This window comes from Nocardia sp. NPDC003345 (assembly GCF_053589395.1).
Genome location: NZ_JBSFRU010000172.1, coordinates 1 through 13,115, shown reverse-complemented (window position 1 = coordinate 13,115; position 13,115 = coordinate 1). Strand labels below are relative to the sequence as shown.

Here is a 13,115-nt window from a genome sequence, read left to right as displayed (position 1 = left end):
CGCTCGAAGCAAGGCGGCGCAGCCGCGAGTCTCGAGCGCTGACGGCAGACGCTCCGGGGGCCGAACCCCGCGCGCGCCAGCGCGCCATAAACCCAGTAGCCTGCGGGGGTGATCAATACTTCGGCGGATGAGGGGATTTACGGCGCCCCGGTGGAGATTCGGGTTGCGGCTTCGGTGTCACAGCTGCCGATCGTGCGCGGGCTCGCCGAAACTTTGGTCCTGCTCAGCGATTTCACCATGGACGAGATCGCCGATATCCGGCTGGCGGTCGACGAGGCCTGTTCCACCTTGATCGGGGTGGCGGCCGAGGGGACAACTCTGCGCTGTGTCTTCACCATCGGTGAGGCGGAGCTGCGGGTGCAGGTCGACGGTGTGGCCGCCCAGGAGGGTCTGCCGGACGCGCGGAGTTTCGGCTGGCATGTGCTGCGCACGTTGACCGATGCGGTGGACGCCCGGCAGGAGCCCTTCGACCAGCAGGTTTCCGGATATCCGACAACGGTGGAATTCCGTCGGGTCCGGGGGAAAGCGTGACCGACAGGGATAAGCCGCTCGAATCCGCCGAAGACGAGCAAGACCGCCGAGCTCGGACCACCGGATCGGGTGGCGCCGCGACCGACGCGCCCGCGGCCGGTGGATCCGGTGCCGAGGAGGCCGACGCCGAGAAGGACGAAACCGGCGACGACGTCGAGGACGAGACCGATCTGGCGGATCCGCCGCAGGTGAGCGGGTACGACGATGTCGCCGAGCTGTTCACCCGGCTGGCGGCGACCACGCCGGAATCGGCCGAGCAGGCCCGGCTGCGCAACGAGCTGATCGCGCGCTGTATTCCGCTGGCCGACCATATCGCCCGCAAGTTCAGCGGCCGTGGTGAGCCGTTCGATGATCTGACGCAGGTCGCGCGGGTGGGCCTGGTGCACGCGGTCGACCGGTTCGATATCTCCCGCGGTTCCAATTTCCTGTCGTTCGCGGTGCCCACCATCATGGGTGAGGTGCGCCGGTATTTCCGGGACAACACCTGGGCGATGCGGGTGCCGCGCCGGGTGAAGGAAACGCATCTGCGGATCGGGGCCGCGGTCGATTCGCTGTCGCAATCGCTGGGTCGTTCTCCGACGGCCAAGGAGATCGCCGCCGAGTTGGAGGTGGATCCGGACGAGGTGACCCAGGCGGTGATCGCCGGGAACGCCTATCAGCCGACGTCGATCGACGCCGCGTCGGTGGGTCGCGATACCGATGCCTCGCTGCTGGACACCCTCGGCGAGGAAGAGGCCCAGTTCGACCGGGTCGAGGAGTACGTGGCGATCCGGCCGCTGCTGGCGGGTCTGCCCGAGCGTGAGCGCCGGATTCTGACCATGCGATTCTTCGAGTCGATGACGCAGACGCAGATCGCGCAGCAGATGGGTATCTCGCAGATGCATGTCTCGCGCATTCTCGCCAAAACGCTGGCGCGGTTGCGGGAACAGTCGGCCCGCGAATAGCGCGTCGCGACTGTTGTGCCCGCTTCGCCGATCGGTCTACTCTCAGACATGAGAGATTGAGTGGGATTTTGTCTCAGACGGCCATTTTCGGTCTTTTTCGATGACGTCCGCCCTTTCTCGGCAGTCCAGAGGTAACCGACGAGCCCGGGTCGGCCCGTAATCCGGTGCTCCTGCGGGTCGCGCGTCGACGACGACGCGGCGGAAAGTGATGACGTGATGACCGCTGAGACCATCGCCCGGCAGTGCACCCTGTGCGAAGCGCACTGCGGCATTCTGGTGACCGTCGAGGATATGAAAATCGGCCGGATCGAGGGTAACCCCGATGACGTCCTGTCCAAGGGCTATATCTGCCCTAAGGCGACGGCCATGGCCGGGCTCCACGAGGATCCGGACCGCCTGCGCACCCCGGTCCGGCGGGTGGGCGACCGGTTCGAGCCCATCGGCTGGGACGAGGCGTTCCGCGAGATAGGCGCGCGGTTGCGGCGGGTGCGCCGCGAGCACGGCCCGCACGCGGTGGGTATGTACCTGGGCAATCCGGCCGCGCACAATTCCGCGATCATGTATGCGATGACCCTGCGAGCCGGTCTGATGACCCGGAACTTCTTTACCGCGTCCTCCATCGACCAGTTCCCGCAGGAATTCGTGGCCTGGCAGATGTACGGCTCGAATTTCCTGATGCCCATCGCCGATATCGACCGCACCGACCGGCTGGTGATCCTGGGCGCCAACCCCGCGGTGTCCAACGGTTCGGTCACCACCATGCCGGGTGCCAAGAACCGGATCAAGAACGTGCGCGAACGCGGCGGGAAGGTCGTGGTGATCGACCCGCGGCGCACCGAGACCGCGCGGTTGGCCGACGAACACGTCTCGGTCCTGCCCGGCGGGGATCCGTACCTGCTGCTGGCCGTGCTACACGTGCTGATCACCGAGAAGCTCTACGACCGCACCGCGGTCCACGCCCAGTGCGGCGGCCTGGACACCCTGCGCGAACTGGTCGCAGGCTTCGCCCCGGAGGACGCCGCCCCGCACGCCGGTGTGGACGCCGAGACGATCCGCCGGCTGGCCCGCGAGCACGCCGCGGCGAAATCGGCGGTGATGTACGCGCGGATCGGCGTCTGCCAGACCCTCACCGGGACGATCACGCACTGGCTGGTCAACACCATCAACGCGGTCACCGGCAATCTCGACCGGCCCGGCGGCCAGATGTACGCGACCCCGGCCGTGGATCTGCTGCCGCTGGCCCGGCGTATGCCGCCGTTCTACGGTGCCTGGACCGACCGGTCCGGAAAGTACAAATCGTTCCGTTCCGAACTGCCGGTCGCGGCCCTCGCCGAGGAGATCCTGAGCGAGGGCCCGGAGCAGATCCGCGCCATGATCACCTACGCCGGTAATCCGGTGCTGTCCACACCTCAGCGCGGACAGCTCGACAAGGCGCTGGGCTTGCTGGATTTCTATGTGGCCGTGGATATGTACATCACCGAGACCACCCGCCACGCCGATATCATCCTGCCGCCGCTGTCGCCGCTGGAGCGCGAGGACGTCGACATCCTGCTGACCCTGTTCAGCGTGCACAACAACATCCGCTACAACGCGCGGGCGGTCGAACCCGCCGACGGCGGTCTCGAGGACTGGGAGATCATGGCCCGGTTGACCACCGAGATCCTGCCGCTGCCGGTGCGATCGGTCACCGGGCGGGCGCTCAACGCGGTATTCGCGCGATTCAGCCCGCTACGGGCGACAGCACTCGGGATGGCCGTCGGGCCGCACGGGGTGCTGCGGCGTGGTCGCGCAGGCGTCACCCTGCGGAAGGTACGGGAGGCGCGTGGCGGGATCGACCTCGGTCCGCTGCGGCCGCGGCTGCGGTCACTCATCGCCACCGAGGACCGGCTGGTCCGGCTCGCGCCATCCATGTTCGTCACCGAGGCCCGCCGCCTGCTGGACTCGGTCCGCGCCGACGAGGCGGCACGTGGCGACGGTTACGATCTGCGGCTGATCGGCCGGCGGCATCTGCGGAGCAACAACTCGTGGCTGCACAATGTGCCCTCGATGGTGAAGGGCCGCGACCGCTGCACCGCCCTGATGAATTCCGGCGACGCGCAGGCCCGGGGGTTGGCCGACGGCGCCCCGGTGACCGTCAGTTCGCCGATCGGATCGATCGTGGTGCCGGTGGAGATCAGCGACGATATCCGGCCGGGCACGGTCGCGATCCCCCACGGCTGGGGCCACCGGGAGCCCGGAGTCGGCTGGACGGTCGCGGCCGCGCTGCCGGGCGCGAATGTCAATCTGCTGCACGATCCGGAGCAGGTGGACCGGATCTCCGGCAATGCCGCGGTGAACAGCACCTGGGTGCGGGTCGAATCCGCCGGTACCGCCACCGTCGCGGGATGAGCGGGCCGGCGGGCCCGGATCATCGCGGGCCCGTCCGGCGCTCCCGGTCCCGGCGCAGTTTCGCCGGGGCCACCAGCCACCAGGCGGCGTCGAGGAGTTCACGTAATTGCGCGGCGTCGACGCGATCGAGGTCGATGAGGATGTACGGGTATCCGTCGTAGTGCGCGGTGGTGTAGAAGGCGGGGTCGCCGGAGGTCAGCAGCGCCTGTTTCTCCTCCATATCGCAGCGCAGCGCCAGCCCGCCCTCGGCTTCGCTGCGTAGGCGGGCGAAACTCTTGCCCGCGACCTTCAGCGCCGGGGTCCGGTAGGAGGTCGATTCGGCGACCTCCGGCATCTCGGTCGCCATCCGCACCACATTGGCCCAGGTGAGGCTCATACCTGCCAGTCTGCCCTGTGCCGCCGACGCGGGCTCGGATATTCGTCGCCCGCCCGGTCACGCCGCGGCCGCGCACCCTCCGTCCGTACCGGCGCCGCCACCACTCGCACGGCGGATATCCGGCGGCGCGGCGCGGGCCGTCCCCCGCGGTGTGCCGGTACTAGACGGGTTTGCGCAGCGCCGCGACGAACATAGCGTCGGTACCGTGCCGATGCGGCCACAACTGGACCGTGGGGCCGTCGCCGATACCGGTGACACCGGGTAGCAGCGGCCGCGCGTCCAGTTGTTCGGCGCCGGTGCGGCGCACCGTATCCGCCACCACCGCGACCGTTTCCGGCAGATGCGGCGAACAGGTCGAGTACACGACCACGCCCCCGGGGCGGACCATGTCCCAGGCGGCGGTCAGCAGTTCGCGCTGCAGGGTGACCAGATCGGCGATATCACCGGGCGTCCGGCGCCAGCGCGCCTCCGGACGGCGCCGCAACGCGCCCAGACCGGTACACGGCGCGTCCACCAGCACGCGGTCGTATCCGCCGGGCAGACCGCTGTCGCGGCCATCGGCGATATGGACCCGCACCGGCATCTCACGGGTGGCGTTGCGGACCAGTTCGGCCCGATGGGGGGCCTGCTCCACCGCGTCCACCTGGAAGCCGTCGATACCGGCGAGCGCACCGAGGAGCGCGGCCTTTCCACCCGGGCCCGCGCACAGATCCAGCCAGCGGCCGCCGTCGGCGCCGAGCAGGGGCGCGCGGGTGAGAGCCAGGGCCACCAGCTGGCTGCCCTCGTCCTGCACGGCGGCCATACCCTCCCGCACCGGTTCCAGCGCGCCGGGATCCCCGCCGCTGTCGAGGTACACCGCGTACGGCGACCAGCGGCCTTCCTCACCACCGGTGACCAGGGCCAATTCCTCGGCGGTGATATCGCCCGGGCGGGCCACCAGATGCACCACCGGCCGGGCGTCGTCGGCCGCGAGCAGCTCGCCGAGTTCACCGGCGTCGGCGCCGAGCGCGTCGGCGAAGGCCTGGGCGATCCACACCGGATGCGCGTATTCGAAGGCGAGCCGCCCGACGGGATCGGGCGGCGCGAGCCGTCGCACCCACTCCTGCGATGACCGCTCGGCGACCCGCCGCAGCACGGCGTTGACGAATCCCGCACGGCCGGTGCCGCTTTCGGCGCGGGCGAATTCCACCGACGTATGCACCGCGGCATGCGGTTCCACCCGGGTACGCAGCAACTGGTAGGTTCCCAGCCGCAGAATATCCAGGAGCGATCCGTCGATATCCGCGATCTCGCGGCCGGCGCAGTCGGCGATCACGGCGTCCAGTACGCCGAGTGCGCGGCAGGCGCCGTAACCGAGCTCGGTGGCCAGCGCGGCGTCGCGGCCCTCGAGGTGGTACTCGCGCAGCAGCCCCGGCAGGACCAGATTGGCGTAGGCGTCGCGGTCGCGTACGGCCCGCAGCGTATCGAGCGCCGCCCGGCGCGCGGGGTCGGCGACGGCACGGGCCGGGGCATCCCGGCGCGCGGCGGAGCGGTCGTTTCCGGCGGTCCGCGCCTCGGCTCGTCTCCGCTTGTCCGGCCCGGCACCGCCACGGCCCGCGCCCCCCGCTCCGGTGCCACGGCCCGCATCGCCGGGCCGCGGCCCGCCGCGGCTGCCCCCGGCACCGCGACGCTCGTTCCGGTCGCCCCCGCGGACTCCGCCGCGGTCGCGATTGCCCGCACCCGGACCGCGACCCTCACGATCCCCGTCGCGGATGCCGCGGGAGTTCTCCGCGCGGCCCCTGGTGCGCTCCCGTCCGTTTCCGCTGTCGCGGCGGTTCTCACCGGCGTTGCGCCCACGTTCATCCGCGCGGCGGTTACCCGGCCGATCTCCGCGCTGCCCCGGCTCACCGCCCCGGGACCGGGCAGCCGGACGATCACCGGACCCCGTGCGGCGTTCATTTCCCCGCTCCGGGCCGGCGGCCCGGGCGTCGCGACGGGGTTCGGCGCCGCGCTCCCCCTGCCCGGGCCCGCGTCCACGCGGGCCCGGCCGGCGCTCGCCGCTATCGTCCGCACGGTTGCGCTCGGCCTCACCCGGGGCCGGATCCGGTTTCGGGTGACGGCGGAAACCACGCGGCCGGTCGCCCTCCGAGCCGGTCACTCCGCCACCGTGCCCGGCGCCGGGCGGGCACCACGCGCCCAGTCCCCGGCCGCCATCGCGCGTTTTCCTTGCGGCTGCACCTGTCCCAGGCGTACCGCGGTGGTCGCGGTGCCGACGAGGACATCGGATTTGCGCACCTCGAGCTGCCCCTCCGGCAGCGCCTCCTCGACCAGTTCCACCGGGCCGAGTTTCAGCCGGGTTCCGGCCACCGTCGTCCAGGCCCCCGGGAACGGCGTCACCGCGCGCACCGCGCGCCCGACCGCGAGCGCGGGCTGGTCCCAGCGCACCCGCGCCGCGTCCACCGTGATCTTGGGCGCGTAGGAGACGCCGTCCACGGATTGCGGAATCGCCCGCAGGGTGCCGTCCTCGACCCCGTCGAGAGTCTGTTCGAGCAACGCCGCGCCGCTGTCGGCCAGGCGGTCGAGCAGTTCTCCGGCGGTATCGGTGACGCCGATACGTTCGGTCATGACACCGTAGACCGGTCCGGTATCGAGCCCCTTCTCGATCCGGAACGTGGAGGCGCCGGTGATCTCGTCACCGGCGGCGATGGCGGCCTGGACGGGCGCGGCGCCGCGCCAGGCGGGCAGCAGCGAGAAATGCAGGTTGATCCATCCGTGCGGCGGGATCTCCAGGACCTCCACCGGCAGCAGTGCTCCGTACGCGACCACCGGGCAGCAGTCCGGCGCCAGATCGTTCAGCGCGGCGACGAATTCGGGTTCCGCGGGTTTGTACGGGGTGAGTACCGGGATGCCGTGTTCGTCGGCGAGCTGCCCGACCGGCGAGCGCCGCACCGAACGGCCGCGCCCGGCCGCCGCATCGGGCCGGGTGACCACCGCGACCACCTCGTGCCGCGAGGCGATCAGCCGGCGCAGGGCCGGCACGGCCGGTTCGGGAGTGCCGGCGAAGACGATCCGCATCAGTGGTCCCGCTCGGCCAGCGCGCGGCTCGGCCGGATTGTGATCCCGGCGGTGAACCAGTCGGATTCGCGGATCGTGCGCATGGCCTGCTTCCGCAGCGGCGCTTCCAGCCGGGCGATGAACAGGGTGCCGTCCAGATGATCGGTTTCGTGCTGAACACAGCGCGCCAGCAGACCCTCGGCCTCGAATTCGACCGGTCGGCCGTCGGCGTCCACGCCTGTGGCCCGGACCCGCATCGCCCGGCGGGTGTCGTGATTGACCCCGGGGATGGACAGGCACCCCTCGGGACCGATCTGTTCCTCGTCGCCGAGCGCGGTCCACACCGGATTGATCAGGTGGCCACGGGCGTCACCGGTGTCGTAGACGAAGACCCGCAGGCCCACGCCGATCTGCGGGGCCGCCATCCCGACCCCGCCGTCGTCGTACATGGTGTCGGTCAGATCTGTTACCAACTGCCGCAGTTCCGGCCCGAATTCGGTGACCTCGGCCGCGCGGGCTCGCAGGATCGGATCGCCGAAGAGGCGGACGGACTGGACGGTCACAATGGCTCCCGGGGACAGGTGGCAGGGCAGGAAGGTCTCATTCTAGTGACCCCCGCCCGCCACTCAGATATTGCCGCCGATGATCACCTCGGGGATACCGGTCCCCAGCGCCACCGGCACACAGGCGGGTTCCGCCGTGCGGGCCGGGTCGAGGGCTCCGAGCAGCAGGCCGAGGACGAACGGGTCGTACACCATGTGGAAGTGGCCGGTGAGATTCGCGGGGCACAGATCCTGGATCACCAGGTTCTCGGCGCCGGGCCCGCGCAGGGCGATATTCTCGAACGGCTGGATCATCTCGTCCACCCGGCTGCCGATGGTGACGTAGCGAACACCGGGCACGGTATCGCCGCCGGCGTTGAGTTCCCGCATGAACGGCGAGCCCTGCGCCTGCTGTACCGCCGCCGGCGAGAAGGCCAGCGCGGCCAGATCCAGCGCCCCGGGGATCCGCTGGGCCAGCGGCACCAGTCCGTACATCACCCCGCCGTAGGTCGGCGAGGCCACGCCCACCCAGGTGCCCACTTTCGGCGCGCCCCCGAGTTTGTTGGCGTAGTAGCGAGTCACGTTGGCGCCCTGCGAGAACCCGACGAGATCGACACGATCGGATCGGGTGGCGGCCCGGACCTCGTCGACGAACCACGCCACCTGGTGTGCGCTGAGCACGATGTCCTCGGTGCCGTAACTCGTATAGCCCGGCCGGCCCCCGTAGTTGAGCGCGAAAACGCAGTAGCCCTCGTCCACCAGGCGCGGCCCGATGGCCGACCAGTCGGTGTAGGCGCTGGCGTCGGTACCGTGCGCGAGGATCACCGGACGCGGATGCGCGGCATCCGGGACACACCCGAAATCATTGACCCCCCTGGGGACCGCGGCCGGATGCGATTTCATGAACAGCACCGCGGCCAGATGGTCCGGTTGCGGCGGACCCGGGTCGGTGGGTATCGCGGGCGGGAGGTATCCGGGAGGCTGGGCGATGCTGCTCGCGGTCGCGAGCACCACCGACCCAGCCAGTGCGACGGCCACCGTCAGCGCCCGTAGCAGAAACCCGCCACGCCGCATACCGTCCCGCCCAGCCGGCCATCGAAGTCGTATCACCGGACAATCTTCTCTCCTACCGGCCCAGTGGGATACCGGGGCACCGGGTCTTGATCACCCCGTTACCTTTCCGGTGTCTCATCCTCTGCGAGGATGCGGTACAAGGCTTTCCGCGCATCGGTCAGAACCTCGGCGGCCTTGGCCGCCTGGTCCGGCGTACCGGCCGCCGCGACCTGGGCAACAGCACCCATCAACGGTGGGATCAGGGCACGCAGATCACTGGCGTGCTCACCCACGCCCTCCTTGACATCGGCCCACGGATCGCCGAGTTCGTCCCGGTGTTCGGTGACATGAGCGTTACCTGTCTCGGTCAGTTGCGCGGTCTTGCGACCCGCCACCTTCTCGATCGTGATGAGCCCTTCGTCCTCCAACTGGGACAGTGCGGGATAGATGGACCCCGGGCTGGGCCGCCAGAGGTCGTCACTGCGCTCCCGGATCCGCTGGATGAGTTCGTATCCGTGCATGGGGCGCTCGGTGAGCAGCAGCAGGATGGCCGCCCGTACGTCACCGCGCCGGCCGCGTCCACCGCGGCCCCGGCCGCGCCCGAATCCCGGGCCGAACCCCGGCCCGCCGAATCCGGGCCCGAATCCCGGGCCGAATTGCGGCCCGAACCCCGGACCGAATCCGGGCGGCCCGCCGTGCCGGAACGGGACTCCACCCGGTCCGAAGTCGGCGCCCGGCCGATGCCGGCGTGCCCAGCGGCCCCGGCCGCCCTTACGAAATTCCGCGTTCTCGATGTTTTCCATAGCAGCCTCCTGAGCTACTCGATCTGTTTGCATAGCATCGACGATATATCGACAATCTATCCAACGCAAGGGTCGCGGCGGAATTCCCGGCCCGCGATGATGGTCCGGTGCTGGACTACGACCGGGAAGCCGCTCACTACGACCACACCCGCGGCGGCCCGGCCAGGGCCCGAGCGGCGGCTTCCGCGCTCGATCGACTGATCCCCCGGCCCGGTCTGGTGCTCGATCTGGCCGTCGGCACCGGAATCGTGGCGGCGGACCTCGCGGCATCCGGGCATACGGTCATCGGCGTCGACCTGTCCGCGGGCATGCTCGCCCAGGCCGCCCCGCGGCTACCCGGACGTCTCGCCCGGGCGGACGCGACCGCGCTGCCGCTGCCCGGCTCCTGCGTGGACGCCGTGACCGCGGTCTGGCTGCTGCACCTGCTCGACGATGCCGAGCCCGTGATCGCGGAAGCGGCCCGGGTGCTTCGACCCGGCGGCCGGTTCCTCACCACCGCCGACAAGGCCGCCGCGCACCGCCTCGCCTCCGGCCTGCCTCCGGACGAGCGGCCGCGGGCCGACGGTTGCGCAGTGCTGGCGGCCCTCGGCGCCCGGTACGGGCTGCACCTCGCCTCCGCGACCTCGTTCACCGGGTTCGGGCAGGCCCACCCGGGCGGATCCGACCCCGTAGATCCCGTCCTGGGATTCCTGCGCGTCCGGTAACGCCGGAACGGGCCGGTCAGCCGATATCGAGCGGATCGATCTGCACCCGCAGCGGGGCGTCCGCGCGCCGGCTGCTCCGGACCGCCTGTGCCGCGGTGAGCGCGCGCGCCAGCGCGCCGCCCTGCGCGCGCGTTGCGCGCAGCAGTATCCGCTCGACCTCGAGTGGCCCGGTATCGCCGTCGCCGCGTGTTCCGGACGGCGGCCGCGCGGCGACCGGCAGCGGAACCGGGCCCAGAACCTGCACCGACGGCGGCAGCTCGGCCACGGCGAGAAGATCGGCGACAGCCTCGGGGGTGCCGTCGACCGCCGCCATCCGCGCCGCGGGCGGGAAGCCGACTTCGGCGCGCTGGGCCAGTTCGGCCGCGGCGTGACCGGTGGGGTCCCAGCGCAGCAGCGCCTGCACCGTGGGCACCGCCGGATCGGCCATGACCAGCACCTGCCCGTCCGGCGCGACCAGCGCGGCCGCGCCCAGCCAGCGGCGCAGGGTGTCCTCGGCGGCACGCATATCCGCGCGGCCCAGCAGCGCCCAGCCGTCCAGGAGCAAACCGGCGCCGTACCCGCCGGGAAGCACCGGTTCGGCGCCGACCGTGGCCACCACCACCTGCGGTCCCGGCGCGACGGTGTCCAGGACGGCCGAACCGCTCGACCCCCGGATCGGCACGCCGGGGAAGGCCCGGCCCAATTCCTCGGCCGTCCGGGCCGCACCGATGACGACGGCGCGCAGGGCCCTGCCACCGCAGGAAGAACACCGGAAGGCGGCCTCGGTACGGCCGCACCACCGGCACACGGGGCTCTGCGGGATGTGATCGCCGGTGGCCGACCTGCCGGCCCCGGGAAGCGACAGCGGCCCCACACAGTGCCGGCAGCGGGCCGGAACACGGCATTTGGTGCAGGCCAGAGCCGGTACGTAACCGCGTCGCGGGACCTGGACCAACACTCCCTGTCCGGCCGCGAGAGTCCGGCGGGCGGCGGCGAACGCGGCACCGGGTATCCGCACCGCGCGAGCGATGGGGTCGCGTTCGAGGGCGATATCGGAATCGCCGGGCGCGGTGATGCGCGGTGCGGCGGCGCGCAGGGTCGCGCGGTCGGCCAGGAGGTCGTGTGCCCAGCCCGATTCGACCACCGCCTGGATTTCCGCGGTGCGCGCGAAACCCGCCGCCACGAACGCCGCGCCGGTCTCGTGTGTGCGCAGCATGGCGACCTCGCGCGCGTGCGGGTACGGCGAACGCGGTTCGGCGTAGGTATCGTCGCCGTCGTCCCAGAGTGCGATCAGGCCCAGATCCACCGCGGGTGCGAATACCGCGCTGCGGGTGCCCACCACCACCCGCGCGGTGCCGCGCAGGATCGCGAGCCAGCGCCGGTAGCGGGCGGCGGGGCCGAGACCGGCGGACAGCCCGACCGCGCGATCGCCCACGAGTTGTTCGCATTCCCGCAGAACCCGATCCAGGTCGCGCTGGTCCGGGACCATCAGGATCGCGCTCCGCCCGGCGGCACACACGACGGCGGCCAGTTCGGCCAGGCGCCGGGCCCAGTCCTCCCCCGGCAGGGCCTGCCAGGCCGCGCGAGGACCCCGGCCACCGGCCAGAGCGGAGAGGAAGGCGTCGCCGTGCCGGTATCGCCCCCAGGAAGCCCCGTCCACACCCTCGGGCACCGCCGATTCCTCTGCGCCAGATCGCTTTTCACCGCCCTCCGGGCCCACGGCGGCACGCCACCCGGATCCGGTGTCCGGCTCCGCGTACCCGTGCGCCCCGTGCCCCGGCACCGCGCGCCCGGACTCATCCGGCCGGTCTTCCGCCGAACCGCCCCCTTCCGGTGCACCCGCTTCCCGTGCGTCCGGATCGGGCCCGGCCTCCTGGATCTGCTTTTTCGCAGCGCCTTTCGCGGGGCCGCCGTTCTCGACCCGCGCGTGCCGGGGCGGGATCGCAAGCCGCAGCACATCGGCCCGGGTGCCCGCACACCGGGCGGCGACGGCCGTCGCGAGCCGGAGTATCTCCGGGGTCAGGACCGGTTCGGGTGATACCACCCGCTCGAGCCGGACGAGTTTGCCCTGATGCCCGGATTCGGTGAGGCGATCCAGCAGATAACCGTCGACCAGCCGCCCCGCGAACCGCACCCGGACGCGGACACCCGGCCGGGCGATCTCGTCGAACTCCGGCGGCACCAGATAGTCGAAATCACGGTCCAGATGCGCCGGGGTCAGCAGTGGCAGTACCCGCGCGATCGGATGTGTCGGCGGTGGCGCGTCGACCGCCTTCCCGGCAGCCGGGCGGCGTGCTCGCGGACGCGTGCGCTTCCCGTCACCGGACCCGGTTCCGTGGGCCGGCGCGGCGTCCGGCATACCCGGCAACCCGGGTTCTGCCGGGATGCCGGACGCCGGATCCTCCACGCGAGCGGAGACCTACAGGCCCGCGGCCGCGCGCAGCTTCTCCGCGCGGTCGGTGCGCTCCCAGGGCAGATCGATATCGGTGCGGCCGAAATGCCCGTACGCGGCGGTCGGCGCGTAGATCGGCCGCAGCAGGTCGAGATCGCGGATGATCGCGCCCGGGCGCAGATCGAACACCTCGGCGATGGCCGCGGAGATACGGGCCGGATCGGCCTTCTCCGTCCCGAAGGTCTCGACGAACAGGCCCACCGGCGCGGCCTTGCCGATCGCGTACGCGACCTGCACTTCCACCCGGTCGGCCAGACCCGCCGCGACCACGTTCTTGGCGACCCAGCGCATGGCGTAGGCGGCGGAACGG

At 71.4% G+C, this 13,115-nt stretch carries 12 protein-coding genes; 4 read left to right on the top strand and 8 right to left on the bottom strand.

The genetic code is table 11. The features are described from left to right. Positions 1 to 108: 108 nt before the first annotated feature. The 3 genes from ACWDU1_RS19170 (at position 109) to ACWDU1_RS19160 (ending at position 3,863) form a co-directional block, all read left to right on the top strand. Positions 109 to 531, top strand: a complete 423-nt coding sequence (locus tag ACWDU1_RS19170) for an ATP-binding protein (protein ID WP_450000180.1) — start codon at positions 109 to 111, stop codon at positions 529 to 531. 170 nt (positions 532 to 701) lie between these two features. Then, positions 702 to 1,475: a SigB/SigF/SigG family RNA polymerase sigma factor gene (locus ACWDU1_RS19165; protein ID WP_450000183.1), complete on the top strand. Its 774-nt coding sequence runs from the start codon at positions 702 to 704 to the stop codon at positions 1,473 to 1,475. A 216-nt stretch (positions 1,476 to 1,691) separates the two neighbouring features. Further along, on the top strand, positions 1,692 to 3,863 hold the full coding sequence (locus tag ACWDU1_RS19160) for a molybdopterin oxidoreductase family protein (RefSeq protein ID WP_450000178.1): 2,172 nt from the start codon (positions 1,692 to 1,694) through the stop codon (positions 3,861 to 3,863). Positions 3,864 to 3,882: 19 nt separating this feature from the next. On the opposite strand, the gene ACWDU1_RS19155 is transcribed toward ACWDU1_RS19160, so the two are convergent. The 6 genes from ACWDU1_RS19155 to ACWDU1_RS19130 form a co-directional block, all read right to left on the bottom strand. After that, positions 3,883 to 4,239 carry an MmcQ/YjbR family DNA-binding protein gene (locus ACWDU1_RS19155; protein WP_450000176.1) on the bottom strand — a complete coding sequence of 119 codons (357 nt, stop codon included), beginning with the start codon at positions 4,237 to 4,239 and terminating at the stop codon, positions 3,883 to 3,885. A 160-nt stretch (positions 4,240 to 4,399) separates the two neighbouring features. Further along, positions 4,400 to 5,698: an RsmB/NOP family class I SAM-dependent RNA methyltransferase gene (locus ACWDU1_RS19150; RefSeq protein ID WP_450000182.1), complete on the bottom strand. Its 1,299-nt coding sequence runs from the start codon at positions 5,696 to 5,698 to the stop codon at positions 4,400 to 4,402. A gap of 674 nt (positions 5,699 to 6,372) precedes the next feature. Further along, complete coding sequence (fmt, locus tag ACWDU1_RS19145) at positions 6,373 to 7,293, bottom strand: methionyl-tRNA formyltransferase (RefSeq protein WP_450000174.1); 921 nt, start codon at positions 7,291 to 7,293, stop codon at positions 6,373 to 6,375. Further along, entirely contained in the window at positions 7,293 to 7,835 is a 543-nt protein-coding gene (gene def / locus ACWDU1_RS19140; protein WP_450000172.1) for a peptide deformylase, read from the bottom strand. The genes fmt and def overlap by 1 nt, the downstream gene beginning before the upstream one ends. 63 nt (positions 7,836 to 7,898) lie before the next feature. Continuing rightward, the gene (locus ACWDU1_RS19135) at positions 7,899 to 8,888 is read right to left on the bottom strand and encodes an esterase/lipase family protein (protein WP_450000181.1); all 990 of its coding nucleotides are present in this window, start codon (positions 8,886 to 8,888) and stop codon (positions 7,899 to 7,901) included. Between the two features lie 98 nt (positions 8,889 to 8,986). Beyond that, entirely contained in the window at positions 8,987 to 9,670 is a 684-nt protein-coding gene (locus ACWDU1_RS19130; protein ID WP_450000170.1) for a PadR family transcriptional regulator, read from the bottom strand. Between the two features lie 107 nt (positions 9,671 to 9,777). On the opposite strand from ACWDU1_RS19130, the gene ACWDU1_RS19125 reads away from it, so the two are divergent. Next, a complete protein-coding gene (locus tag ACWDU1_RS19125; RefSeq protein ID WP_450000168.1) occupies positions 9,778 to 10,374 on the top strand; it encodes a class I SAM-dependent methyltransferase in 597 nt (198 codons plus the stop codon). A gap of 16 nt (positions 10,375 to 10,390) precedes the next feature. Here ACWDU1_RS19125 and ACWDU1_RS19120 read toward each other — a convergent pair whose 3' ends face one another. Both ACWDU1_RS19120 and ACWDU1_RS19115 read right to left on the bottom strand, forming a co-directional pair. Continuing rightward, entirely contained in the window at positions 10,391 to 12,712 is a 2,322-nt protein-coding gene (locus tag ACWDU1_RS19120) for a primosomal protein N' (protein ID WP_450000166.1), read from the bottom strand. Between the two features lie 60 nt (positions 12,713 to 12,772). Next, a partial coding sequence (locus tag ACWDU1_RS19115) for a methionine adenosyltransferase domain-containing protein (protein WP_450000164.1) occupies positions 12,773 to 13,115 on the bottom strand: 343 nt, incomplete at its 5' end.